This is a genomic window from Halalkalibacter flavus (genome assembly GCF_036663575.1).
Taxonomy (GTDB): Bacteria; Bacillota; Bacilli; order Bacillales; family Bacillaceae_D; genus Halalkalibacter; species Halalkalibacter flavus.
Window position 1 is genome coordinate 1 of record NZ_JAWRVK010000022.1, and the last position, 26,169, is coordinate 26,169.

Annotated in this window: 23 protein-coding genes and 2 rRNA genes; 18 read left to right on the plus strand and 7 right to left on the minus strand. The window is 39.1% G+C overall.

From position 1 onward, the window contains the following. Both SAY88_RS14865 and rrf read left to right on the plus strand, forming a co-directional pair. A 23S ribosomal RNA gene (locus tag SAY88_RS14865) occupies window positions 1-747 on the plus strand; the annotation flags it as partial. 131 nt (window positions 748-878) lie between these two features. Continuing rightward, a 5S ribosomal RNA gene (gene rrf / locus SAY88_RS14870) occupies window positions 879-994 on the plus strand. Window positions 995-1,781: 787 nt separating this feature from the next. Here the strand turns inward: rrf and SAY88_RS14875 are convergent. Next, window positions 1,782-2,243 (minus strand): hypothetical protein, encoded by a 462-nt coding sequence (locus SAY88_RS14875; protein ID WP_332632603.1) that lies wholly within the window; start codon window positions 2,241-2,243, stop codon window positions 1,782-1,784. 115 nt (window positions 2,244-2,358) lie between these two features. On the opposite strand from SAY88_RS14875, the gene SAY88_RS14880 reads away from it, so the two are divergent. Next, window positions 2,359-3,831 carry an alkaline phosphatase family protein gene (locus tag SAY88_RS14880; protein WP_332632606.1) on the plus strand — a complete coding sequence of 491 codons (1,473 nt, stop codon included), beginning with the start codon at window positions 2,359-2,361 and terminating at the stop codon, window positions 3,829-3,831. A gap of 122 nt (window positions 3,832-3,953) precedes the next feature. Here SAY88_RS14880 and SAY88_RS14885 read toward each other — a convergent pair whose 3' ends face one another. Next, a complete protein-coding gene (locus SAY88_RS14885; protein WP_332632608.1) occupies window positions 3,954-4,247 on the minus strand; it encodes a helix-turn-helix domain-containing protein in 294 nt (97 codons plus the stop codon). 190 nt (window positions 4,248-4,437) lie between these two features. On the opposite strand from SAY88_RS14885, the gene SAY88_RS14890 reads away from it, so the two are divergent. From SAY88_RS14890 to SAY88_RS14910, 5 genes are all read left to right on the plus strand, one after another. Continuing rightward, a complete protein-coding gene (locus SAY88_RS14890) occupies window positions 4,438-4,758 on the plus strand; it encodes a MocE family 2Fe-2S type ferredoxin (protein ID WP_332632610.1) in 321 nt (106 codons plus the stop codon). A gap of 12 nt (window positions 4,759-4,770) precedes the next feature. Beyond that, window positions 4,771-6,015: an NAD(P)/FAD-dependent oxidoreductase gene (locus SAY88_RS14895; RefSeq protein WP_332632612.1), complete on the plus strand. Its 1,245-nt coding sequence runs from the start codon at window positions 4,771-4,773 to the stop codon at window positions 6,013-6,015. 32 nt (window positions 6,016-6,047) lie between these two features. Next, window positions 6,048-6,899, plus strand: a complete 852-nt coding sequence (locus tag SAY88_RS14900; protein ID WP_332632614.1) for a sugar phosphate isomerase/epimerase family protein — start codon at window positions 6,048-6,050, stop codon at window positions 6,897-6,899. A gap of 378 nt (window positions 6,900-7,277) precedes the next feature. Next, window positions 7,278-8,633 (plus strand): branched-chain amino acid transport system II carrier protein, encoded by a 1,356-nt coding sequence (gene brnQ / locus SAY88_RS14905; protein ID WP_332632616.1) that lies wholly within the window; start codon window positions 7,278-7,280, stop codon window positions 8,631-8,633. 153 nt (window positions 8,634-8,786) lie between these two features. After that, window positions 8,787-10,382 (plus strand): amidohydrolase, encoded by a 1,596-nt coding sequence (locus SAY88_RS14910; protein ID WP_332632618.1) that lies wholly within the window; start codon window positions 8,787-8,789, stop codon window positions 10,380-10,382. A 449-nt stretch (window positions 10,383-10,831) separates the two neighbouring features. On the opposite strand, the gene SAY88_RS14915 is transcribed toward SAY88_RS14910, so the two are convergent. Continuing rightward, complete coding sequence (locus tag SAY88_RS14915; RefSeq protein WP_332632620.1) at window positions 10,832-11,953, minus strand: GerAB/ArcD/ProY family transporter; 1,122 nt, start codon at window positions 11,951-11,953, stop codon at window positions 10,832-10,834. Between the two features lie 335 nt (window positions 11,954-12,288). Between SAY88_RS14915 and SAY88_RS14920 the strand changes: the two genes are divergently transcribed. Then, window positions 12,289-13,893 carry a spore germination protein gene (locus tag SAY88_RS14920; RefSeq protein WP_332632621.1) on the plus strand — a complete coding sequence of 535 codons (1,605 nt, stop codon included), beginning with the start codon at window positions 12,289-12,291 and terminating at the stop codon, window positions 13,891-13,893. A gap of 31 nt (window positions 13,894-13,924) precedes the next feature. Then, the gene (locus SAY88_RS14925) at window positions 13,925-15,130 is read left to right on the plus strand and encodes a Ger(x)C family spore germination protein (protein WP_332632622.1); all 1,206 of its coding nucleotides are present in this window, start codon (window positions 13,925-13,927) and stop codon (window positions 15,128-15,130) included. A gap of 45 nt (window positions 15,131-15,175) precedes the next feature. Here the strand turns inward: SAY88_RS14925 and SAY88_RS14930 are convergent, their stop codons facing one another. Further along, complete coding sequence (locus SAY88_RS14930) at window positions 15,176-15,412, minus strand: YczF family membrane protein (protein ID WP_332632623.1); 237 nt, start codon at window positions 15,410-15,412, stop codon at window positions 15,176-15,178. 310 nt (window positions 15,413-15,722) lie between these two features. Between SAY88_RS14930 and dctP the strand changes: the two genes are divergently transcribed. Further along, entirely contained in the window at window positions 15,723-16,028 is a 306-nt protein-coding gene (gene dctP / locus SAY88_RS14935; RefSeq protein ID WP_332632724.1) for a TRAP transporter substrate-binding protein DctP, read from the plus strand. A 20-nt stretch (window positions 16,029-16,048) separates the two neighbouring features. Beyond that, on the plus strand, window positions 16,049-16,174 hold the full coding sequence (locus SAY88_RS14940; protein ID WP_332632624.1) for a hypothetical protein: 126 nt from the start codon (window positions 16,049-16,051) through the stop codon (window positions 16,172-16,174). Between the two features lie 396 nt (window positions 16,175-16,570). Here SAY88_RS14940 and SAY88_RS14945 read toward each other — a convergent pair whose 3' ends face one another. Together SAY88_RS14945 and SAY88_RS14950 are read right to left on the minus strand one after the other, a co-directional pair. Next, the gene (locus SAY88_RS14945; RefSeq protein ID WP_332632625.1) at window positions 16,571-17,491 is read right to left on the minus strand and encodes a response regulator; all 921 of its coding nucleotides are present in this window, start codon (window positions 17,489-17,491) and stop codon (window positions 16,571-16,573) included. Between the two features lie 5 nt (window positions 17,492-17,496). After that, a complete protein-coding gene (locus SAY88_RS14950; RefSeq protein WP_332632626.1) occupies window positions 17,497-18,768 on the minus strand; it encodes a sensor histidine kinase in 1,272 nt (423 codons plus the stop codon). A gap of 153 nt (window positions 18,769-18,921) precedes the next feature. Between SAY88_RS14950 and SAY88_RS14955 the strand changes: the two genes are divergently transcribed. From SAY88_RS14955 to SAY88_RS14970, 4 genes are all read left to right on the plus strand, one after another. After that, window positions 18,922-20,142, plus strand: a complete 1,221-nt coding sequence (locus tag SAY88_RS14955; protein ID WP_332632627.1) for a dicarboxylate/amino acid:cation symporter — start codon at window positions 18,922-18,924, stop codon at window positions 20,140-20,142. Between the two features lie 164 nt (window positions 20,143-20,306). Then, a complete protein-coding gene (locus SAY88_RS14960; RefSeq protein WP_332632629.1) occupies window positions 20,307-21,722 on the plus strand; it encodes an aspartate ammonia-lyase in 1,416 nt (471 codons plus the stop codon). A 378-nt stretch (window positions 21,723-22,100) separates the two neighbouring features. Continuing rightward, window positions 22,101-22,544, plus strand: a complete 444-nt coding sequence (locus SAY88_RS14965; protein ID WP_332632631.1) for an Lrp/AsnC family transcriptional regulator — start codon at window positions 22,101-22,103, stop codon at window positions 22,542-22,544. 224 nt (window positions 22,545-22,768) lie between these two features. Further along, window positions 22,769-23,374, plus strand: coding sequence for a YitT family protein (locus SAY88_RS14970; protein WP_332632633.1), 606 nt, complete (start codon window positions 22,769-22,771; stop codon window positions 23,372-23,374). Between the two features lie 83 nt (window positions 23,375-23,457). On the opposite strand, the gene SAY88_RS14975 is transcribed toward SAY88_RS14970, so the two are convergent. Continuing rightward, the gene (locus SAY88_RS14975; protein WP_332632635.1) at window positions 23,458-24,066 is read right to left on the minus strand and encodes a TetR/AcrR family transcriptional regulator; all 609 of its coding nucleotides are present in this window, start codon (window positions 24,064-24,066) and stop codon (window positions 23,458-23,460) included. A 179-nt stretch (window positions 24,067-24,245) separates the two neighbouring features. Between SAY88_RS14975 and kynU the strand changes: the two genes are divergently transcribed. Both kynU and kynB read left to right on the plus strand, forming a co-directional pair. Further along, window positions 24,246-25,520 carry a kynureninase gene (gene kynU, locus SAY88_RS14980; protein ID WP_332632637.1) on the plus strand — a complete coding sequence of 425 codons (1,275 nt, stop codon included), beginning with the start codon at window positions 24,246-24,248 and terminating at the stop codon, window positions 25,518-25,520. Between the two features lie 13 nt (window positions 25,521-25,533). Beyond that, complete coding sequence (gene kynB / locus SAY88_RS14985) at window positions 25,534-26,166, plus strand: arylformamidase (protein WP_332632638.1); 633 nt, start codon at window positions 25,534-25,536, stop codon at window positions 26,164-26,166. The last annotated feature ends 3 nt before the right edge of the window (window positions 26,167-26,169 follow it).

A 26,169-nucleotide genomic window follows, 5' to 3' on the forward strand; every position in this document is an offset into this window, starting at 1 on the left:
GTGGAGGCGTCGGTGGGATACTACCCTGACTGTGCTGACATTCTAACCTCGAGCCGTGATCCGGTTCAGGGACAGTGTCAGGTGGGCAGTTTGACTGGGGCGGTCGCCTCCTAAACAGTAACGGAGGCGCCCAAAGGTTCCCTCAGAATGGTTGGAAATCATTCGTAGAGTGCAAAGGCAAAAGGGAGCTTGACTGCGAGACCTACAAGTCGAGCAGGGACGAAAGTCGGGCTTAGTGATCCGGTGGTTCCGCATGGAAGGGCCATCGCTCAACGGATAAAAGCTACCCTGGGGATAACAGGCTTATCTCCCCCAAGAGTCCACATCGACGGGGAGGTTTGGCACCTCGATGTCGGCTCATCGCATCCTGGGGCTGAAGTAGGTCCCAAGGGTTGGGCTGTTCGCCCATTAAAGCGGTACGCGAGCTGGGTTCAGAACGTCGTGAGACAGTTCGGTCCCTATCCGTCGCGGGCGTAGGAAATTTGAGAGGAGCTGTCCTTAGTACGAGAGGACCGGGATGGACACACCGCTGGTGTACCAGTTGTTCCGCCAGGAGCATAGCTGGGTAGCTACGTGTGGACGGGATAAGTGCTGAAAGCATCTAAGCATGAAGCCCCCCTCAAGATGAGATTTCCCATGGAGTTAATCCAGTAAGACCCCTTAGAGATGATGAGGTTGATAGGTCTGGTGTGGAAGCGTGGCGACACGTGGAGCTGACAGATACTAATCGGTCGAGGACTTATCCAATAATTGATTCTTGAAGTCATACTTCGTGAAGTGTGACAATGGTTTCTAGAACGCATTATCTAGTTTTGAGAGAACTATCTCAAAAAGTGAACTAAGATACCTTTTAAGGAATCCGATGTTCAATAAACTAGTCTGGTGGCGATAGCGAAGAGGTCACATCCGTTCCCATGCCGAACACGGTCGTTAAGCTCTTCAGCGCCGATGGTAGTTGGGGGCTTCCCCCTGTGAGAGTAGGACGTTGCCAGGCACCTAAAAGCATTCCGTTGAGGAATGCTTTTTTTCTGTACATAAATAGTAGAGGGCGCTGAAGAGCTCTGTTCCGGAGGAGCAGCATCTTCTATGAATAAGCCGATGGTTACAACATGATTATACTTCTCTGAAAAAACTCCATGTCCCCCTGTGAGACGAGCTGTTTCTCTTCGTAATACGATGTGAGAAACGTCGAAGAAATGACACCATGCCAATCATCCCCGTAGAAGAGAAATGGCGAGCCAGGACGTTGCCAGGCAGATAAAAGACAATCCAATGGATTGTCTTTTTTAGTGTGTACAAATTAGAATGTTCGAATTGGCTAAGAGCGTTGTGGTAACGCTCATAAAAGTCGTTTCGACAGAAAGGTGAGGAGTTTGGACAGCAAATTGACTAGTTCCGACAGCAAACCATCCACTTCCGACAGTATAATAATCAAGTTGGACAGAAAGACAGTATGTTCTAACTTGTTTCAGAAGAATACTAATCAAATCCTCTAGAGTATATACAATAAAATGTACTTAAAAAGTGGAAATACCTCTACCTATTATTTAATTTTTAAGAGAATCATCTTAACACGTAAAATAAGATAGTTTTTTAAGGAATCTGAGATTCAATATCACACTCGTTGTAACTATTAATCTGCAAAAAGAAAACCGTCGTCACTTCAAAACTGACGACGGTTATTTCTTACATTTAATTGTTCGTTAGTGCAGCTTTCTTAAGCTTTAGATCAAAACGATCTGCATTCATTACCTTCACCCAATCAGCGATATTGTCCTCTCCTAATAAGCATATTGACTATTTTGGTTTTGAGTTTCAAATCCGATTTGTCTTAAAAGCTGTTGAGCAGCGGACATACTTTGCTCAGTTTGTTGTTGCCAACTAATACTGTTTTGAATAAAAGGTTTAAATTCATTAGGAGCGTTGTCTCTCATTACTTGTAACCATTTCATTACTTCTTGATCTTCTCTTAGTGCACTGTTTACACATGAAATCAACGTAGCGATAATTGAATCATGATATTCACCATTTTGTAATCGCTCGGCAGAACCTATTGCTGTTACTCGATGGTAAGAAGCAGGGACAAGATGCTCATGCATTTCGGGATTTCCTTTTAGGTTTTGAGTAGTTGGAATGTGAAATAATTGTGTAGTCATGGAACAAACCATTTTTTCTGCATATAAACTTTGGTCTAACACTTCTATAAGAGAAGCCCAGTCTTGACGATAAGGATAATAATACATACATTCACCCACTTATTAAGAAATTAAGATATCATATGTTATTTAGTGATAGTTGCTGCAATTGTTTTGCATACTAAAGATAAATATTGGTTTTTATTTAATAAAAAGATAAGAGGTGATTTCAATTACTACTTCTGGTAAACCAGTTATTATGGTCATGCTTGATACATTGATGGATAAACCATTACAGATGGCACTAAAAGAGGAAACCTTACCTGCTTTTACATACTTCATGGAACATGGGTCTTATTATTCAAGCGTCGTTGCCCCTTTCCCGACAATGTCAGTAAATGTGGAAAGTACATTGCTTACAGGACAGTATTCGGATCAACATCGAATCCCAGCTCTAACATGGTACAGCCAAAAGGAAAATAGAATTATCAATTATGGAACGCACGTTTTCGATCAAATAAAACTTGGACTTAGTAAATGCTTGAGAGATACTCTTTACCGATTAAATAATGAACATTTAAATACAAAAGTAAAAACCATTCACGAGGAATTATACGAACAAGGGAAAAAATCTGCTTCTATTAACCCGCTTGTAAATAGAGGGAACGTTCCTCACCAGCTAACAATTCCTGGATTGATTCGTTATTTTGTTCCGATTAAGAAGCGAATTGATACAAGATCTGCCACAAAATATACCTATGGATGTTTGTCTAGGCTAAATCCTAATGGGAAATACAGCGGTATTTGGCACAAGTATGGCTTTAATAATAAATTCGCGGCTCAAGAATTTACCCATTTAGTCAGTAATCAAGATATTCCTGATTTTTCCCTTATCTATCTCCCTGATCATGATAAGAACGTTCATAAACATGGGCCGATGGATACGAAGGGGATTAAGGAAATGGATAAAAACTTGCAGACAATCTTAGACTCGTTTCCGACATGGGAAGAGGCTCTTGATCAACACATATGGATTTTGATTGGGGATAATGGTCAATCTGGCATAAAAGATGACCGAAAACAAGCTTTTGTTGACCTAAAAGAATTATTACAGCCATTAAAGGTTACAAAATTGAGTAGAGGCGTGCGAAAAGAAGATCAAGTAGTTATAGCAAACAATTTGAGGTCATGTTTTATCTATTCATTAGATACAGACAAGGTACCAGTAACGGAGATTGTTGAGAAATTGAAAAGAGACGAACGCCTCGATCTAATATCTTGGAAAGTAGATGAATGGATTCATGTCGCTTCAGGTGACAAAAGAGAAAGCTTCCAATTTAAAGAGGGGGGGAACGTAAAAGATGAATTCGATCAATTCTGGGAGGTTAGAGGGGAATACTCGGTTCTAGACTTAACTCTAATAGAAAATCGTATTACTTTCGGTGATTATCCTGATGCTCTGAAAAGAATTCATAGTACGTTACATTCTCATGAAGGAGACTTTGTAGTTATATCTGCCAAACCTGGGTATGAGTTAAGAGGAGAAGTTACGCCTTCTCATGCTGGGGGAGCTAGTCATGGAGGGTTTCATAAAAACGAATCATCAGTTCCGATGCTAGTTGCTGGCACAGAAACGAAACCTGATTATTTTCGCATGGTCGATTTGAAAGAATGGATTTTAAACCTTACAAAGTAATATCTGTCATAAGTTTGATCTTTCGACCATTAGGTTGAAAGGTCTTCTTTCATATAATTTGTGGACTTCTGAAAGGGTGGAAAGTTGCGCCTGCAGCGCATCTTTTCACCAACGTTAAAAACTCAAAGCTTCAGGCTTCTAAATTCTTTAGGAGTTAGGTTCGTACGCTTCTTCAATGTAGTAATAAAATGGGCTGCACTATTAAAACCTGAAGAAAAGGCAATATTTTCAATAGAGTCATTCGTCGTTTTTAATAATGATTTGGAATGTTGAATACGTTGTTCAATTAAATATTGATAAGGAGAGCTACCAGTGTAATTTTTGAATCTTCTAACTAAGTAACTGACACATATGTTTAAGTCATTTGCAATGGTCCGCATCCCTTTGGGACAGTAGATGATGCATATTTGAAACAAAATAAGCATGCTTCTAGGGGAGTGTAAGAGTAAACAGACATTCTTGCACAATGTAAGCTGAAACCTAGTCAATAATAGAAAGCGCTCCCTTTTGTGACGCGCTTTCTGTTTAAAATTCGGTAGGTCGTTCAATAGTACTCAATATTAGATTGATAGCAAAGGTTGCTATCAAAAAAAGGAGAGGGTTTTGATGGAATTAAAAGATTGGATTGAAGCATGCATGATAGATGAAATTGATGAAGAGGATGTTATTCCTTTTGATTTTGACGGTCAAAGTTTTGCGATTTATCGAACGGAGGATGATGAAAATTATGCAACAGATGGGTTTTGTACACATGAGCGTGTTCGTTTAGCAGATGGGCTAGTAATGGGATATACGATAGAGTGTCCAAAGCATAATGGAAGATTTGACTTTACAACTGGGAAAGCAAAAAGAGCTCCTGCCTGTGAAAATTTAAAAACGTATCCCGTGAAGGTTGAAAATGGAAAGATCTTTATTAATATCAACTAGGAGGATTTGCGAATGATAGAGCGGGGAATGGTGATTGTCGGTGCTGGTGAAGCCGGCACACGTGCAGCGCTGGAAATGCGTGAGCAAGGATGGAAAGGGAGGATTACTTTATTGGGAGAAGAAAGACAGGTCCCGTATGAGCGTCCTCCTTTATCAAAAGAGTGTCTTACAAAAGAAGAGCAACGTTCTCCAGTATACCTGATTGACCAGGAAAAGATCACTGAAAATGAAATTGATTTTGTGGCAGGTTGTGAAGTAATAGACATTGAGCGAGTAAATCAATTTGTTAGGCTCGCTGATGGTCGGCAAATTCCATATGAGAAACTGTTACTTGCAACAGGGGCTCGTCCAAGAAAATTAATGATGGAAGGATCAGACCTTCATGAGCTCTTTTATCTACGAACCTTTGCTGATGCTATGAAAATACGAACAGAGTTACAAACAGGAAAACGGATTACCATTATCGGTGGTGGGTTCATCGGTCTTGAAGTAGCTGCAAGTGCTATCAAAAGGGGATGTACAGTAACCCTTGTCGAAGTAGGCTCGCGTATTTTATCAAGAGGAGTGCCAGAAGAAATTGCCAAAATAGTAGAGGCGCGTCATAGAGAGGCCGGTGTTACTTTTACGTTTGGAATTGGAATTGAAAAGATTAAAAAAGTAAAGGATGGGGTTGTTCTAAGTCTTGCTGATGGAACTTCTATTCACTCAGATGTCATTATTGCTGGGATCGGAGCTATTCCCGAAACCAAGTTAGCTGAGACATGTGGTCTTGAAGTCGAGAACGGGATTTGTGTAAATGAGTTCCTAAGAACGAGTGATCCGGCCATTTTTGCAGCGGGTGATTGTTGTTCCTTCCCACACCCTATTTATAATGGGAAAAGAATTCGGCTTGAAGCTTGGCGGAATGCTCAAGATCAAGGAATTTATGTAGCTAGAGCCATGTTGGGTACCGTCGTGCCTTTTCAAGTTGTCCCGTGGTTTTGGTCTGATCAATATGACCTTTGTTTACAAGTTACGGGTCTAGTCGATGGTGGCGACAAAACAATCATTCGGGACCTTGGTAGCAAAGGGAAGCTCTTTTTCCATCTGTCATCTGATAATCGTTTAATGGCTGCAAGTGGTATAGGTACACCGAGTATTGCAAAAGATATCCGAATCGCAGAAATGTTGATAGAAAAACAGGTGAAATTGCAGCCAAAAGATTTAGCTGATCCAAAGGTGAAGCTAAAGGGAATTTTAAAAGTGCTGAATGTTTAATATTTGAATCTAATTATGTAAAGGAAGATTGTATGGAATTAAAAATCATGAAATCAGTCTGGGGTATGACTGGAAACTGGGAAAGTCGACTAATGCAAATAGCTGAAGCAGGTTACGCTGGAATTGAAACACCGATGCCGCTGCCTGAAGAGGAAACTTATTTTCGGGAACTGATTGATCATTATAACCTAGACCTTATCTTACATGTTAATACAGGGCGACAAGATAATGAAAAGCCTTATCCAAATAAGGTAGAAGACCACATAACGACCTTCGAACAACAACTAGAAAGAGCCGAAACATTTAAGCCGATTGCGATAAATTCGCAAAGTGCCAAGGACTCTATGCCTTATGAAGACCAGCTTTTATTTTTTGAGCGCGCGATTCAACTTGAAAAACAAGTTAAGGTTCCCATTGGGCATGAGACGCATCGAGGGCGATCTACTTTTACCCCTTGGTCAACTGCTAGATTAGTAAAGGATCTACCAGACTTACATTTGACAGCAGATTTCAGCCACTGGTGTAACGTTTGTGAATCAATGCTAGAAGATCAAAAAGAAAACATAGAAATTGTCATTCCACATGTAATTCATATTCACGGGCGCGTAGGATTTGAACAAGGACCTCAAGTTCCTGATTTCCGCGCACCAGAATATGAATATACGTTAAAGCAACATGAAGAGTGGTGGCTTGAAATTTGTAAGCATTTCGAATCAAAAGGAAACCCTTATTTAACATTCACACCAGAGTTCGGTCCGCCAGGCTATATGCATACACAACCTTACACAAAGCAGCCGGTTGTAGATTTGTGGGACATTTGCTTGGCTATGAGGGATCGTTTTCAAGAGCGATATAATAAAAGGTTATTGTCTAATATCACTTAAAATGTATTATATATCAGAGAAGCGAGCCCTTTAATCTAGTGAAGGGGGCTCTCTTTAACGTTTTTTTGATGAGTATTTCACAGACTACTATTTCTCCTAATTCATTGAATATTCTTGCCATTATGATACCTTACAATAACTTTTTGAGGGTAGTTAACGGTTTTTTTTAGTTTGAAACCCTTTACTAAGTTGTGGGATGAAAGAAGTTTCAGAAAATATATTGCTTTTCGATATTTTATTGTGATATATTATTCTACATGTCTTTCAAATAAAGAGACACATGCAGGTTAAGTTTTTTGATAAAAGCCAAAATTTCATAAAAAGATTTTTTGGGTAACGGCCGTATTCAAAGCGGCGAAATAGTAGGAGGAAGAGAACGTGTCAAGAGTTTCATTCACAACTTTTATTGCGGTAGGATTTATGTTGTTTGCTTTATTTTTTGGAGCTGGGAATTTAATTTTTCCAGCGATGCTTGGTCAAATGGCTGGAGAGAATATCCTTGCAGCCAACATCGGTTTCATTGTAACGGGGGTTGGGTTGCCGATTTTGGCAATTATGGCTATGGCATTCTCAGGAAAAAGTGATTTGCAATCATTAGCCGGTCGTGTACACCCTGTGTATGCCGTCGTTTTTACGGTTGCTTTGTATTTAGCGATCGGGCCACTTTTTGCGATACCGAGAACCAATACGGTTTCATTTGAAATGGGGATCAGACCATTTTTAAGTAATCCTGATAGCTTTTTGCCATTGTTTCTTTTTACGATTGTATTCTTTGGGATTTCGTTATTTTTCTCTTTGCAATCTAGTAAGCTAGTTGATATTATTGGGAAATTTCTAACACCAATATTATTGATTTTCATTGGGATCCTTATCGTAGCTGCCTTTGTCAATCCGATCGGCCCAGTTCAAGCACCGGTTGATTCATTTATGGACAATAGCTTTTTCAAAGGGTTTCAAGAAGGCTACTTAACGATGGATGTGTTAGGTGCTTTTGTCTTTGGAATTGTGATTGTTAACATCATGAAGGACAGAGGGATTACGACGAAAAAGGACCTTATGGTCGCTACTTTGAAAGTCGCTGTTATTGCTGGGGCGCTACTTGCTGTAATTTATTCTTCTCTTACATTTATAGGGGCAAGTAGTGTGAGCGAACTAGGTCATCTTGAGAATGGAGGCGCGATTTTAGCTAGTGTTTCACATTATTATTTTGGATCGTTTGGTAAGGTCGTATTAGGCTTTATTGTGATTGCTGCTTGTTTAACGACGAGCATCGGATTAATCACAGCTTGTGCTTCGTATTTTACTAAGATTGTACCTGGGATGTCATATGAAAAATGGGCGGTTGTGTTTACTGTATTTAGTGCTGTGATTTCAAATATTGGCTTATCGACACTAATCAGTGTTTCTGTGCCTGTGTTATACATGCTATATCCATTAGCAATGTGTTTATTAGTTCTTACATTCTTGCATCCTCTTTTCAAAGGGAAGACGAAAGTTTATCAGATAAGTATTTTGTTCACATTTATTGTTAGTTTATTTGAAGGGTTGAAGGCAGCGGGTCTGCAAATTGAGTTCGTTGATCATCTGTTTACCGCGTTCCTTCCTTTGTATACAGTTGGATTAGGATGGGTTGTTCCAGCTATTGTTGGTGGTGTGATCGGTTTGTTTTTTAGTTCTGCTAAAAATGATGATAATATGGATGACTATGTAACTAAAGAGAAAATGGTCAGCTGAATGGGGAGCTATCTAATGCCTGAGTGGGTGTTAGGTAGCTTTTCTTGAAGGGGTGATTAATAAGGATATGGAGTATGAAATAGTAATAAAAAAATTTGGGAACTTATAGTAAACTAAAGTCAAAACTTCTAGATTAATAGGAAGGAGCAATGCATGAAAACTCTATTTTATAACGGCCTCATTTATACTTCTAATCCCGAGCAATTATACGCTAAAGCTATGGTTGTTGAAGATGGGATGATTACATACATTGGCGACTTTTGTAATGATATTGGGCTGGAGCCATATGAAGAACAGATTGATTTGAAAGGGCGGAGGGTGTTACCAGGTATGATTGATGCACATATGCACCCTCTAATGTTAGCTGAAGTGGATGAGCAAATCTATTGTGGCCCGCCTAATGTTTATTCCATTCAAGATATTAAAAGAAAAGTCCAAGAACAAATTTCGAATCTAGCTAAAGAAGATCGTACTAATTGGATAAGGGGCTGGGGGTATGACGAAGCTAAACTTGAGGAGAAAAGGACGCCGACTAGATGGGACCTGGATGATATTTCTTCAGATATCCCGATTATTCTGACAAGAACTTGCACTCATATTATCGTGGCTAATAGTATGGCGATGAAGTTAGCGGGAGTGACATCAGATACCGTTTCTCCATATGGAGGTGAAATTGAGAAACGGGAGGACGGAGAGTTAACGGGAGTTTTTAAGGAGACAGCTAGAGACCTCATTTTTCAAGTGATGCCAAGGAGATCCGAGCACGAAAAAGCAGCCTTGCTAGCAAAGTTAAGTCATAAATTACTATCACAAGGAATTACTGCAACAACCGAGTTAATGGCAGATCCAACGAGAGATTACGACCTTTTTAAAAAGGCGTTCGATCTAGGGTATAAGCAAAAGACTGTGCTTTACTATTTGTGGGATCGGCTTAAAAAATGCCCGGAAAAACTTAGCGAAAGTGCTGAAGAACCTTACCCTTGCTTACAGGTAGGGGGAATAAAACTTTTTGGAGATGGAAGTGTTTCAGGAAAAACAGCATGGATGGCTTCTCCTTATGTAGATGAAGACCACAATTACGGATTGTCTACAACTTCTTTTAGAGAATTGCTTGATGCGGCCAGAACGGCAAAGAAATATTGTGTCCAATTAGTCATTCACGCAATGGGGGAAAGGGCAATCGAACAAATAGTAGATACCTTTTGGAATGTGGACTCTTGGATAAAAGATGCCCCTTCCATTCGCATTGAGCACGTAGCTTTTCCAACAAGAGAGACGTTACTTCGAGCTATTAAAGCTGGAATCGGGTTTGTGACACAACCGCTATTTGTATTTGCAGAATATGATAGTTATATTGCTAATCTAGGAAAGGATAGAACAGATCGTTCTTATCCGTTTAAAACAATGTTGGAACTAGGAGCTGTGATGAGTTTTTCTTCAGATGCACCTGCAACGTCATGGCAGGATACTTCAAATCCGTTTTTGGCAATAAAAGCAGCCGTTACAAGAACAGCCTATACTGGTGACACATTTAATGTAAAGGAGTGCCTTTCAATTGAAGAATGCATTGATTTATATACAAGAAAAGCACAAGCTATTACCCGTATTCCGAAAATAGGGCAATTAAAGGAAGGTTATGATGCAGACTTTATTATATTGGATAAGGATATTTTACATGAGGGATTCGAGGATATTGATAAAATAAACGTAGTCGAAACGTACATTCGAGGGGAGAAGGTTTATTCATAATTATAAGTTCATTCCTTGTCCTGTTTTTTTCTTATATCGTAGAGTTGACATAAAAGCTTCTCATTTTTCTTTCCTTGGATTAAACTTTCCTGTTAATGGTGAATACAGATCACTAAGCGCTTGGATTTGCTATTTTGATGTGGTCTAAGTAGAGATGAATAATTGTTGCTCTTCGTATACAGATGGCACAAAAAGAGGAAACCCTACCTACTTTTACATACTTCATGGAACATGGGGCGTAATATTCAAGCGTCGTTGCCCCTGCTCGTCGGTTCGATTCCGTCCTGAGCCACCATTTATGCTAAGTAAATGTTTTACAAATGTAGGACTTTGTGTTTTCACAAATATAGATATAAACTTGAAAAATTCAGTTAACATAGCATGCGTTATCAAAAAAGCCCTCGTGTTTGTTATAAACCCGAGGGCTTTTGAATATAGCAAAATAATCATTATGTTTCTTTTGATGCCGATCTATCTTTTTTCTTGAAATGATTACGAATCGTCGAAACAAGCAGCATGAACAATGGAATGATAATCAGGAAAGGAATATGAAGGAAATGGACTGTAATATTTAGTCCTTCTTCAATATGTTCTGAAAAGTTCGCAGCCATCACCATTGATAAAAAGATAATAATAAAACCAGTTGGTAAGACCATTTGTTGATGGTTTTTTAACTTAAACAAATCGGCGATTCCGATTAAGGCAGCATAGAAAAAAATCGAAGTTTTAAAAAATACAGTGATTAGCAAGGTAAAGACAACAATAGCATCAAGCCGTTGGATAAACTCGAAAAGATTGATCTTTCCAATCGTTGATAACAAGGGAAAAGTAGATCTCTCCACCTCTTCAACACCGAGAACTGAGATATTTATACATGCTGTATAACTTAAAATGAGGCCGCTTATAATTAAGGAGGACAGCCAAACTTTTTTAACGGATGTAGACCGATTTAGATAAGGAAGAAGAAAGGTAAAGACAAGCAGTTCTCCGAAAGGGAACGTAGTAACTAACGGAAAGGCTGTCGTTAAAATTGGTTTCCACCCATGTTCAAGAAACGGGAGCAAATTATGGAGACGTACATTACCTGATACAAGGATAAGAAAATTTCCTACAAACCCTAAAAAGCACAAGATGACGATAAATACTTCTGCTGTTCTTGCCAATACTTCAATCCCTAGATAAAGTACATAACAAATGGTAAGAATGAATAAGATATTGATTGCAAGTAATGGCGTTTCAGGCATAGTGGAGGAAAGCAGCAATTCTCCAAAGTCACGCAAAAGCCGGGCAGCCATATACAAAAAGTATAAGATGTATAACAAACCAATGGTCCATCCTAGGTATTTACCAAATATTTTTTTTGCATATCCGGTAAGCGGTACATGTGGATATTGGCGAAATAAAAAGTAATAAATGAAAAATAAAACAATTCCAAAACACATCCCTAAAAGAATCGCAAGCCAAGCGTCTTTTTTGGCGTCGATTCCATAACTTACGACCAGTGCAGTCCCCAATTCAAATATAAACATCAAGGCAAATAGTTGAATAGCACTAATTTTGGCCTTCTCCATTGGAAATCCCCCTTTTCCCAAAATTTAATCCGCAAGTTGTATATCTTTTCTAATTGTTCATTTTCCCCTACTTTCCTATTTTCAATACTTATAGGACTAGTAAAGTCTAGCCCAAAAGTAATTAGTTACCTTTCTGAAACAAACCTTCCTTATAAAAAATTCTTAGAATATAAATAAAAATGCCAAGATCGATTGCCTTTGTCTTATGAGAACCGTTTAGGCATCAGAGATTGTTCTTATACGGATAAAAAATTGGAAAATAGAGATGTTACTAATAAGACTAAACATCGAACACTTCATTCGATGATCCTGTAAACTTGGAGTGTAATAGGAAAATGAATAGCTCATGGAAACGGTTAACAAAAATACATAAAAAAAGGAAGCCGGCACCGCATTATATAGAAACAGCAATCCACTCAAACTTACAGAAAATCAGTGAACATTTAGACGAAAACGTAAAAAATATTAAGGAGTCACTAGGAAACAGCAGTGACTTAGAAATTCGTGAATTTAAAACGGGAAAGCCATCGCTTCATAAAGTAGCAATCGTTTATATAAATGGATTAGCAGATAAGAACATCATTAGTAACTTTATAATAGAACGTCTGCTGGGGAATGTTCACGATGATAAAAATGTAAATCCTCAATCACCTAGCGAATTATTTACCTACATTAAAGAGAATATTTTAGCAGTTGGGACTGTTGAGGACATAACGAAATGGGACAAACTGTTGTTGAACCTCTTGTCGGGAAAAACGATTCTTCTAATAGATGACTGGAACCATGCCGTTAGCTGTTCAGCAGAAGGTGGAGAATTGCGGTCGATTGGAGAGCCTACAGTAGAACCAGCTGTCCGGGGACCTAAAGAGAGTTTTGTAGAAGCTCTTATTACCAATACAGCGATGGTTCGCAATCGGATTAAAAGTCCTAATCTCTGGATTGAAACGGTGAAAATTGGGACCATCACACAAACAGATGTCGCCATTATGTACGTAAAAGGGATTGTTAATGACAAACTTCTTACCGAAGTTAAAGAGCGGCTCGGTAAAATGGAAGTAGAAGAGCTTGGAGGTTCCAATACAATAGAGGAATGGATTATGGATGATACTTATACACCTTGGCCGACCATATTTGTAACCGAACGTCCGGATGTGGTGGCAGGACATTTACTAGAAGGACGGATCACTATTTTCGTTGATGGTACACCGAATCCGATCATTTTACCAGCGACATGGATTTCATTTTTTCAAACGGCTGAAGATTATTACTTACGTTTTACGATTGCTAGTTTTTTGAGGTTTTTAAGAGTTGGAGCATTCATTATGACTCTTTTGGGACCGGCTCTATTTATTGCGTTTACAGCCTTTCATGCGGAATTGATTCCAACACCTTTATTAATTAGCCTGACAGCACAGCGAGCGGGAATTCCATTTCCGATATTTATAGAGGCTCTATTAATGGAAATTACATTTGAGGTTTTACGAGAAGCCGGTGTTCGGATGCCACGGCCGATTGGCCAGGCAGTTTCAATCGTTGGCGCACTTGTGCTGGGAGAAGCGGCTGTTGCAGCAGGAATTGTTTCAAGTGCGATGGTCATTGTCGTAGCAGGGACGGCCATCGCCAGTTTTACCATCCCTCATCATCAGATGATGGATGCGGTGCGTTTGCTTCGATTTTTGATGATGGTGGTGGCAGCTTCATTTGGGCTCTATGGAGTTGGACTAGCGCTCATTGTGTTAGTCGCGCATACTTGCAGTGTACGTTCATTCGGGATACCGTATTTAACACCCTTTGCGCCACTCATTTTTGCTGATTGGAAAGATGCCTTCTTGCGCTTACCATTCCCTCAATTAACGATACGACCTCGGTTAATGAACCAAATGAATCGAAAGAGGTCGGGAAATAGCGAAAATCGAGGGCCAAAATCGAGAGAAAATTAAACACTTGATGACGAATCAAAGAGGGGTTCAAATGAAACATAGATCATTCACCATTCTTTTCATGCTTCTATCTGCTGTATTTCTGCCGGGCTGTTGGGATCGTGCTGAATTACAAGACATAGACATCGTCAGCGCGATCGGGATTGATGAAGGAAGTGACGATTTAGATAACAGATATCACGTTACCGTACAAGTGATCAATGAAGAACAAATAGCTAGTGCGCAAGCAGGGGCAAAAGGAAACATAGCTCCTGTTACCATCTATTCAGCTACAGGGAGCAATATTGAGGAGGCACTCCGAAAAATTGCGCCCAAGCTACCTCAGGAACTTTTTTATCCTCATGTCCAATTATTGGTGATTGGAGAAGAACTGGCGAAAAAAACAGGGATTGAAGATTTGTTTGACTGGGTTGAACGTGATAATCGGTTTCGTACTCTTTTCCCGGTTTTAGTTGCCAAAAATACTACAGCCATGGAGGTTCTTCAAATTATGACCTCTCTTGAACCTATTCCTTCTGCTAAAATTATGGGTGCTTTGGAAGCTACCCAAGAGACGTGGGGAGTGTTTGCATCTACCCGTGCAGACCAAGTCATACAACAATTAAGTGGAGGAGCGGCGCTTTTAACGGGGGTTCAAAAGATCGGCCGCACGGAACATGGAAACAAGTTGACAAACATTAAAGTCATAAATCCACAGGCAGAACTCGAAATATTAGGACTTGGCATTTTTAAAGACGGAAAGCTTCAAAAATGGTTAGTGGAAGATCGAGCACGCGGTGCCATGTTAATAAATAATGAAGTGACGAAAACGATTGTAAACCTTAATTGTGAGCAGAAAAAAAAGGGAATGGCTGTTGACGTGGTACGCTCGAAAACGAAAATTAACGTAGACATAAAAGATAATAAACCCGTTATTAATGTCAACGTTCGTTCAGAAGCTCACGTCATAGAGGCCCATTGTCCAATTGACCTCAGTAAACATGAAACCATTAAAGAGCTTGAGAAACAGATGGAGGAGGAACTAAAAGAGGAAATCATAATGGCAGTCGAAGCAGCAAAAGAAGAAAAAAGCGATATATTCCGGTTCGGCCAATTTGTCAACCGCAAAGACCCGACATTGTGGAAGGAAATAGAGGAAAAATGGAATGATGAAGTCTTTCCCGAAACAGAAGTCAACGTCAACGTAAAAGGATTTATTCGACGGGCAGGCTTACGAACCAATCCATATATAAAATAATTGTAGCAGGTACATTCATGCTGCTTGTTGCCTTGATTAGGAGAGCTAACTAGAACCATCTTGTTCGTTAGCTTTCTTTTTTAGGATGAAGAAGATTTGGTTTCCAATGATAAGCAATAAATAAATGACTAACATGACAATTTCTCCAGCTTCCATAACCCAAAATGGGTTTAATAATTGTGACAATGCGTGATAGAGTCCCAAGCCTAAAAGCAGGTCCATTGCTACACTGAATGCAAGCGTTAAAAAAAGAATGAACATAAATATTCCTAATACTTTCATTTTTTTCTCCTTTTTTTATGAAGTACATATAGTATTTGATAAAAGGCGAACTTTTAAAAGAACTGACATGGACCAATTTGCTTAGAAAAACGATGCAGACGACAGAGCCTTTTGAATATAGAGATATGAAACATATAACATATTCGTTTAACTTGTGTCCTCTTTTATCAAACCGCCTTCCTAGTGTACTTCATGTTTATCCAATTCCCGACATAATCCCTAAAAAAGGGAATGAGAAAAGCACCATTTATTGAACCTGAAGATGTCGAAGGATTATCTTTTCGCGTTATGCCGAGTGAAGTGCTGCTAGATACGTACTGATTCATTAGGGGCAAATCCGCACATATATCCATTTAACGAGGTTTATGAGATGCTAAGCAGCGGGCGGGTAGAAGGATCAGAAAATACGCTGTCAAACATTTATTCAAAAGGCTTTTATCAAAAGCAAAAATATATGACCGTAAGCAATCATAATTATTTAGGATATGCGGTTTTAATGAATCACGAATATTGGAGTTCACTACCGGTAGAACACCAAAATAACTTGGTCGAAGCAATGGACGAAGTCATTGCTTGGCTTCGAATTTATGCAAAGCATCACAATGGGATATGCTAGACCGAATTGAAGGAAGCGGATTGACGAATATTCATTATTTAACCGATGAGGAAAAAAGGGTATGGAGAGAGAGACTGGAGCCTGTCTATCAAAAGCATGCTCATGTCATTGGGAAGGAAATCATGAATGAGGTTTTGAAAGAGTAAGGACCAGTTGCGGACAAGTTTTTTTGAGGCTGGGACAAAAGAGTTTTTTTTTACTGATGAGAAATCCGAACGTAAGGATCGTTGATGCGTAGCATCCGCTCCGGAAATATACTTCGCTTTCCGCGGGCGGCTGGTGAGCCTCCTCGTGCTAACGCACTGTGGGGTCTCACCCTTGCCTTTTGATCCAGTAGGAGTCTGCGTATATTTCCTCCGCTGAGGTTGTATATTGTTCGTATTCTCAGTTAAACACTTTTGTTATGTCCCAGCCTCTTTTTGATTTTTATAGGAGTATAAAATGATTGGCAAAGAGAGTATGATCATGACAAATCCCAAACAGGGTTCACCCTGCCTCATACTTTTGATCTCCTGCCATATGTCGTTACTCTGTGCTAGAAATTAGTTTTTCCCGATTGATTGCTTTGCTTCCCAAAACAGCATTTGAATGAATTTCTTCGTATGAATTCGAACTTGCGAAGCGCCTACTTCCCGGTCGTTTTGTAAATCCGTCATTTTTTTTTGAACTTGTACAAAATCGAAAAACTTGGAAGCGTAATGCTCAAACGTTGGGTTTAAATAATCGGTAACTCCAAGGGAAGCGATATGGACGAGTGCCTGATGGATGGCTCGCCTGACTCTTTGTTCAGAAGCTTTGATTTCTCGTTGAATTTCTTCTGTTTTGGCTCTTGGTCCTAATCGTTTTTTAATAATGTTCTCGAAAATGGTCTTTAACGAAGGAAATGAATCCTCTGATTCATTTTTTACCTCATGCTGATACAAATATTCCAGCATCTCCAATAAATCTTTGCTCCCACTTTCTCCAACGATCCCTAATTCAGAGAGGAGAAGTTTCCCAGAATGACTGATCCTTTGATCTTTATTTGGATTTTCACGCTTCTTAGGGCTGCTTAGCATGTTTAATGATTTTTGGAAATCATAAATCGATTTTTCCAGCCGTACGTGCTCAGTAACTTTTTGCAAAACACTTAGCACTTCCAAGCGATTAATCGGCTTTGTAATGTAATACTCAATTCCGAGAGAGTAAGCTTCGCCAATTAATTCTTTTGCTTCCACTTGAGAAATCATAATAATTTTCACATGAAAATCACGGCCAAATGACCGGATGGTTTCAATGCCGTCGCGAGTCGGCATTAATAAATCAATGAGTAGAATATCAACTTTTTTCCGTTCAAGTACACACGTATCAATAAATGAGCCGTCATCACTTTCGCCTACGATTTCCCCTAAATCTTCATCTTCTATAAGTTCCGATAGCATGGCTCGAACAGCCGCATCATCATCCACAATAAAAAAGCGCATACTCATTATCCTTTCTGTATCAAATGTTCAATAGGGATCTCAAAAACAAAAGTCGTTGTCTCGTTGTCGGTATCATCCTTAAGTGCAATCGTTCCGCCCATGCTCTCAACCACTTCTTTGACATAAGAGAGTCCTATTCCTGTTGAAGGTTTTCCAGACAGGTCGTATTTCGTAGTAAAGCCATGTTTGAAAATGTGTTCTTGCTTTTTTTTAGGAATGCCTGGGCCGTTGTCTGTAACGTGAAACACCACTTTCTGATCACAGAGGTAGGCTGAAATGGTAATAATGCCGGAATTTTTGATCGCTTCAGCAGCATTTGAGACGAGATTATTGATTAATGATAGCAGAAGATATGTATGGTAAGTGGGATGATCCCCTTTTATATCAAGAAAAAACGTGATCTCTTTTCCGAGTAAGCGGGCATATTTCTTGTTCGATTTTATGATAATTTTCCCAAGTTCTTCGATTCTCATATAATCAGTGATGCTTTCACTTGAAATCAAGTTTGACAGACCGGCATAAATTCTTTGATTATCCTTTTTTATTTCATGAACTTGGCCGGCAATGTTTAAAGCAGTTGTTGCTAGCCCTTGTTCTGAACTCGTTTTGAGCTTTCGATATAAATCATAACAAGTCCTTGTAATCTCTTCTGCGTGCTTCATCGACTTGTTCAATTGGACCGTTTCTGCGTATAAGTTAGAAATCAGCATAGACATATGCTCCATTTTTTTTTGCTGCTGTTCCTTGGCTAATTTTGCTTGGCGGAAAAGGAGGATGTTAAAAAAGCCAAGAACAAAGAAGCTCCGAATGACGGCAATCTCGATAATAAGAATAAATGTTGAGACGGTCATCACGTTACCTGACAGCATGTACCTTAAGGAGATTTCTGCCATGCTTGCTCCGATTTCCAGAAGGACACCAGCAAGTCCAACTAAAAGAGGTCGATCATAGAAGCGATGCACGTTCATTACAGAAAATAAGAAGCCGTATGTCACGTAATAAAAAAAAGCAGGTGCATGCATCGTAAACGCTTCAACTGTGTTGATTTCGTCTCCTTTAACCCCAATTAAAAAAACGCGAAACATGACAACTGCCATTCCAATTATCAAACCAGATAACAATGGATAGTAGTTTCGTAACCAGAGTAAAAAGAAGAAAAAAACAGGCGTCCCAAAGCTCACTCGGAAATCTCCGTCAAAAGGATAAAATTTCAATTCACCTGCTAACGGTACGGCGATGAGCATGATCATAAATATGAAACGTTTCTCTCTAACCATTCTATACACGTCCTGTATATAAACTCGATCTTAGTTTTGTCGCAAAATTACGAAAAAAAGATCCATTTAAAAGTTTTTTATTGTAAGTTTCTGTAGGTTTTCGTAGGGGGGCGCTTACAATCATATTAACTTAATTCGAAAAGGAGGACAACGATGAAGAATAATCTAGTGATCAAAATTTTTATTGCGTTTATTCTTGCGATTGTATTAGGCGCTATCGTAGGACCAGGGATTAAAGTTGTACAGCCACTTGGAGATTTGTTTTTACGATTAATTATGTTTATCATTGTTCCATTAGTACTATCCTCTTTAGTTGTCGGCGTCGCAGGTACTGGAGACTTAAAAAAGCTAGGGCAATTGAGCATTAAGACGGTTGCGTATTATTTGATAACGACAGCGATCGCCATTTCTATTGGACTATTTATTGGAAGCGTTTTCTCTCCAGGCGAAGGTTTAGACATTCCTGTTTCAGCTGAACAACAGGTGGAATCGAAAGAAGCGCCAGGAATTATTGATACACTCCTAAACATCGTACCGAAAAACCCGATCGCAAGTCTCGTTGAAGGGAATATGCTGCAAATTATCTTCTTTGCGATTTTTCTCGGATTAGGAATAACGATGTTAGGCGAGAACGGAAAAACCGTTTATAGCTTTTTTGAACAACTGGCTGAGGTGATGTACAAGATTACGGGTGTTGTAATGCGTTTTGCACCGATTGGTGTGTTTGGCTTAGTCGCTCCTACAGTCGGAGAATATGGTTTATCGGTGTTACTTCCGTTGCTGAAAGTCATTCTTGCATTAGCGATCGGCTGTTTGATTCATTCGATCATTGTTTTTTCCATTAGTGTGAAAGTATTTGGTAAAATGAGTCCTATCGCATTCTTTAAAGGAATTGCCCCTGCTATCTTTGTTGCTTTCAGTACTTCAAGCAGTGCTGGAACACTTCCGGTAACGATTAAATGTACCGAAGAAAATTTAAAGATACCGCGGGAGATTAGCAGTTTCGTTCTTCCTCTTGGAGCGACGATTAATATGAATGGGACGGCATTGTACCTAGGGGTTTGTGCATTGTTTGTTGCGCAATTTTTCGGAATTGACTTAACGTTTACTCAGCAATTGACCATTGTATTAACGGCAACACTTGCTTCGATCGGAACAGCGGGTGTTCCAAGTGCAGGCTTAATCATGTTAACAATGGTTATGACTTCTGTTGGACTGCCGCTTGAAGGAATTGCTTTATTGGCCGGTGTTGACCGAATTCTGGATATGATGCGTACAACTGTAAACGTGATGGGAGATGCGGCAGCCGCTGTTGTCGTAAGTAATGACGATGAAACGAATACTCAGACAGACCAAGCGTCGCATATAGCTTAAGCTTACTTAAAAAAAGGTTTAAAAGTAGTTTCGATTCTCGTAAAATTTGAAAAAAACCAAGGGACATTTTCATACAGTTTGCTTATTATTTAGGTTTTATTGTCTCTATTATATATAACTACTTCTAGATAGAAAGTTTAAAATTAATCAAAGAAGGTGATCATATGTCTTTTCGAGTAGAAAGAGATTCACTTGGCGAAAAAAGAATCCCTGCTCAATCTTATTATGGAATACAAACATTACGTGCAGTTGAGAATTTTCCAATTAGCGGTATCCATATTCACAAAGAAATCATCTTTGCGTTGGCGGAAGTCAAGAAGGCATCAGCATTAGCGAATATCGAAATAGGAATGTTAAAGCCATCAATTGGTGCCAATATTGTTGAAGCAGCAGAGGAAATAACGAATGATCAACTGTCTGAAGAGTTTATTGTTGATAGCATTCAAGGGGGAGCCGGAACTTCTATTAATATGAACATGAATGAAGTCATTGCAAACCGTGCTCTGGAGCTGATGGGGAGGTCAAAAGGGGAATACTTCTATTGTTCACCCAATACCCATGTAAACATGTCTCAATCCACTAATGACACTGTACCAACAGCTGTAAAAATCGCCGCTTTTCAGCTTACCCAACAGCTTATCGAGACGTTGGAACAGTTGGTTGAAGGCTTCAGACAAAAAGAAATCGAATTCGATGATGTGATTAAGATGGGAAGAACCCACTTGCAAGATGCCGTCCCGATCCGATTAGGACAAGAATTTGGAGCTTACCGGAGTGTCATCGAACGTGATCTCAAGCGAATTTCCGAGGCTACTAAGGAGCTCCTTAGTATTAACATGGGAGCCACAGCGGTAGGAACCGGTTTAAACGCTCAAGAAGATTATATTGAAAAGGTAACAGAGCACTTAGTGAATCAAGTAAAGATCCCGCTTTATTCTGCTAAAAATCTAATAGATAGTACTCAAAATACAGATGCGTACACAACATTGTCAGCCACTCTAAAAGTGAGTGCGGTTAACCTGTCAAAGATTTGTAACGACATACGTTTGATGGCTTCTGGTCCATTTACCGGTCTTAATGAACTTTCCTTACAACCACGCCAACCCGGTTCCTCCATCATGCCAGGGAAGGTAAACCCAGTTATGGCGGAAGTCGTAAACCAAACAGCGTTTCAGATCATTGGAAACGACCAAACGATTTGTATGGCTTCTGAAAGCGGGCAATTTGAACTGAATGTCATGGTTCCAGTATTATCGTTCAACCTTCTTCAGTCTATTAAAATATACAAAAATGCTATTGATGTTTTTTACCGTTATCTCCTTTGTGATTTGAAAGCAAATAAAAATGTGTGTCAAAGCTATGTCGATAAAAGCTTAGGGATTATCACAGCCTTAAACCCGCATATTGGCTATGAAACAGCTGCACAACTAGTAAAAGAAGCGATTGTCAGTGAAAAAACCATCGTCGAGATTTGTCTTGAACGAAACTTGCTATCAAAAGAAGAATTAGAGGAAATTTTAAATCCATTTGAGATGACAACTCCTGGAATAGCAGGCAGCCGTTATCTGGTGAGGAACTAAAAGCATTCCCAATTCGTTTATGGACGGTTACTCAAATAAGTAGTGGGTAATAAGTTAATCCTTCTAGCTAGTGTAGTTGACCAGACAGAAAAATCGTGATGAAACGAGTAAAATCAGCTATAGTAAAGATGATTGATAAATAATGGTCGTACTTTGTCTGAGTTATATTTGAAGTTACATGAATTTGTGGTATCTGGTAGGACAGGCTCGTTATAGAGTTGAGTCAGTTAAAGTCACAGATCGATAGAGTTGTTTTAAGGAAAGCATTTGTCCATTAATACGTAAGCAACTTCAATTCCCTTGGATAACGCTCGTTCAATCATCGCTGGAATTTGGTCAGGTGCAGACTGTTAAAGAAAAAGAAAAGAAGGTGGATGAATGGATCATACAGATATTCAGCTCCTTACGATCCTACAAAGGGATGGCAGAAAAAGCTTTAGTGACTTATCAAAGGATCTATCTCTTAGTCGGCCAAGTGTGACAGAACGTTATAATCGACTGATTGAGCGTGGGGTCATAGATAAAATAAGTGCAAAGGTTACCCCCTCTGCGATAGGCCGAGATGTCATTTTATTCATCCAAGTAAGTGAGATCAATCTATCGTTTGAAAAGTTTGAAAACCTAGTCATTGAACATCCTGATATTATCGAGTGCCATTGTTTAACGGGTCAAGTAAACTATTTATTAAAAGCCGCTGTCAGTGATATGACTCATTTAAGCAACTTAATTGAGGAGTTTACTGGTTATGGAAAGATCAATTCGTCGATTGTCTTAAGGTCACCTATTAATGATAAGATCGTACAACCTATTTTTAAAGAGTAACGAAAACAAAGAACTGGCTACGTGGAATACAACCACATAGCCAGTTTTTTTGCAATGAAGAAGGTGGCAAGATCATTCCTCTTTACATTGTGTAGGAAAAAAGAAAGAACTTCATAAAAAGTGTAAAGATAAACCAATGAAAGGGTTCGCTTTGTTATATAAAAGAAAACCGATTTTTTTTACACTATTTTTAAAGAAGTAGATGGATTGAAAAGGAGGAAGGTATGAAGCATTTTATCTTTTTGCTATTCGGTTGCTTGTTAACAGCCATTGGTGTCACAATATTAGGACAATCGCAAATCGTTACAGGTGGAACAGCAGGATTAGCGTTAAGCTCTTCCTATATATTTGGGTTGCCATTTTATTTGTTGTTCTTTCTCATTAACATTCCTTTTTATGTTTTTTCTGTATTAAGGATGGGATGGAACTTTACGTTATCCACCATTTTATCTGTATCGATGCTATCAACGATGACGTACTTTAGTTATTTGATACCTGAGATTTCACTTACACCTTTCTTTGGAGGGGTACTAGGAAGTGTTTTGATTGGGTTTGGTTTGTCGACGTTGTTTTTAAACGGTTCTTCATTGGGAGGAGCGAATATCCTTGCATTATACTTGCAGAAAAAGTTCGATTGGGACCCAGGAAAGGTGAATTTCGTATTTGACTTTGTCGTTGTGTTATCGGGTTTCTATTATTTAGGATTACTGAACGGAATGTATTCGATTATGAGCATTGCCATTTACTCGATCATCATTAGTTACTTTAAAAATCAAATAAAAGAAAGAAATCATCAAAAGGGGAAACAGCTAGTATTGAAAACTAGCTAACGAAAAGGGAAGACAAAGAAGCAGGGGTGCCTCAAAAACAGACGTTTTTGAGGCACCCCCTTTGTTGTATACAAAAAGAACTGCTAAACAGATGTGTATAATCCTCGAGTATACAAAATCGTCATATGCAAAACGAGTTCATCAAGGTTAGGGTTGTCACTCTCAACTAATTCCCACATAAACATTTCGTTTGTATAAAACCATGATCTCGCAACAATCGAAGGAACGAGTTCTTTGTTTGCTAAGGATTGTGATTGAGCAAACAAGATGTCATTTGTAATACTTGATATAAAACGGTCTCGAATGGTTTGCCATTTGTCTTGAACTATCTCAGAGATGCCAATAGCTTCTTTCATAATCTTCATTAACTCTTTGTTTTTTAAGGCTAATGATAAAAAAAGCTTTACTTGATTGGCAATGAGTTGCTCAGCTTCTAGTTGGGTTGAAGGTTTAAACGGAAGAGCGGCAACCTGATAGAATTCCTCCATTGTCTCCTGCATAATCTCCACGAGGAAATCGTCCTTATTTTTAAAATAGACGTAAGCGGTCCCGTACCCGGTTTCAGCTACTTTAATAATTTGTTGGATGGTAGATTTTTGAAAGCCTTGCTCGAAAAAAACTTCCTCGGCCGCTTTTACCAATTTTCTCTTCGTTTCCATCGCTTGCTTTTGTCGTTTTGTCGTCAGTTTCATCACCTACTTATCTGATAGAGCGAGGCTTTAAGATTTAAAATATCACACTCTATCTTAAAAAGAAAGCATTCTGAGAAAAGATGGAGTTTTAGTTGACATTATGTCATTGACATAATGTCAGTAAAAAAATATAATTAAATTATATAATTCAGACTTTTTAAAAGGGGTGAATGTTATCAATGGAAACGAACGTGAATACAGTGGATTATGCTAAAAATAAGGATAAAGAAGATCTCCTAGCTAAGTACAGAGACGAATTTTATATCGGGGATAAAATTTACTTAGATGGAAATTCTCTAGGTCTGCTCTCAAAAAGGGCTGAACATTCGCTAATGAATGTTTTTAACGCGTGGAAAGAATTCGGAATTGATGGGTGGATGAAAGGAGAGCATCCATGGTTTTATATGTCTGAGCAACTAGGAGAGAAGTTGGCACCTTTAGTTGGAGCTTCTCCTAGTGAGGTTATTGTAACAGGTTCAACAACGATTAATATTCACCAACTTGTTGCAACTTTCTATAAACCTACAAAAACGCGTTACAAAATTTTAGCCGATGATGCTACTTTCCCTTCTGATATCTATGCACTGAAAAGTCAAATTCAAATGAAGGGATATGATCCAACAGAAGCTCTCGTTCGGGTGAAAAGTAATGCGGGTTTATTAGATGAGAAAGATATTATTGACCAAATGTCCGATGACATTGCCCTTATTTTCTTGCCAAGTATCTTGTACCGAAGTGGCCAAATCTTAAATGTGGAAAAAGTAACGAAGGAAGCCCATAAACGTGGTATCATGGTTGGTTTTGACTTATGTCACTCAATTGGAGCCATTCCTCATTACTTAGATACATGGGACGTAGACTTTGCGGTTTGGTGCAATTATAAACATATCAATGGGGGACCGGGTGCCGTCGCAGGTTTATACGTGAATCAAAAGCACTTCGGACAAGATCCTGGGTTAGCTGGATGGTTTAGTTCAAGGAAGGAAGTTCAATTCGATATGAGCCATGACTTGGAAGTCGATGTTGACGCTGGTGCATATGAGATTGGTACACCGCACGTGTTAAGTATGGCGCCATTGCTAGGTTCATTGGAGATGTTTAATGAAGTCGGTATGGAAAACATCCGAAAGAAATCGTTAGAGCTTACTAATTATTTTATTGAATTGGTAGACCTACAGTTAAAACAGTATAATTTTTCATTGGTAAGTCCTCTAGAAAAAGACAAAAGAGGGGCACATATTTTACTAGAACACGAACATGCAGCAAGTATATGTAAGGCACTGAAAAGTTACCAAATTATCCCTGATTTCAGGGCGCCGAACTTTATTAGACTGGGTCCTGTTGCTTTATATAATTCATTCTATGACATTTGGAAAACGGTAGATACTTTGAAGAACATTATGGAAACAGAAGACTATAAAAAGTTCAATAATACGCGTGAAATTATTGCGTAACGAGGTGACTAGGATGACTACTGAAAAGTGGATCGACATCTCTCAGCCATTGCGAGTTGATACGGCTCATTGGCCTGGGGACACCCCTTTTTCTTACGAAGTGGTTTACCGTAAGAGTGAAACGGGTTCAGTGAATATTGGAAAAATAACAACGAGCATGCATACGGGTACCCATATCGATGCTCCTTTTCACTTCTTAGAAGATGGAACTCGAGTGACGGATTTAGATCTAAATATTTTCATTGGACCTTGTCTCATTGTCGATGTGTCTAATCTACCATTGATCGATGTTGACGTACTCAAGCAGTATCAACTTGAGGGGGCAGAGAGATTGCTATTAAGGACTTCAGCGATTAAAGATCGAACAGTATTTCCTAAGCAAATTCCGCTACTCACTCTCGAAGCGATTGATTATTTGAATAGTAAACAGATTCAATTAATTGGTGTTGACTTGCCTTCTGTTGATCAAATCGACAGCAAGGACCTACCAAGGCATCACCGTCTTCATAATTATGGGATGTATATCCTTGAAAATGTAGTCCTTGACCATGTTGTCCCAGGAAAATATGAGTTAACGGCACTCCCACTTCCAATTGATGAGGCAGACGGGAGTCCGGTTCGAGCGGCAATAAAACCGGTAAAGTAGTTC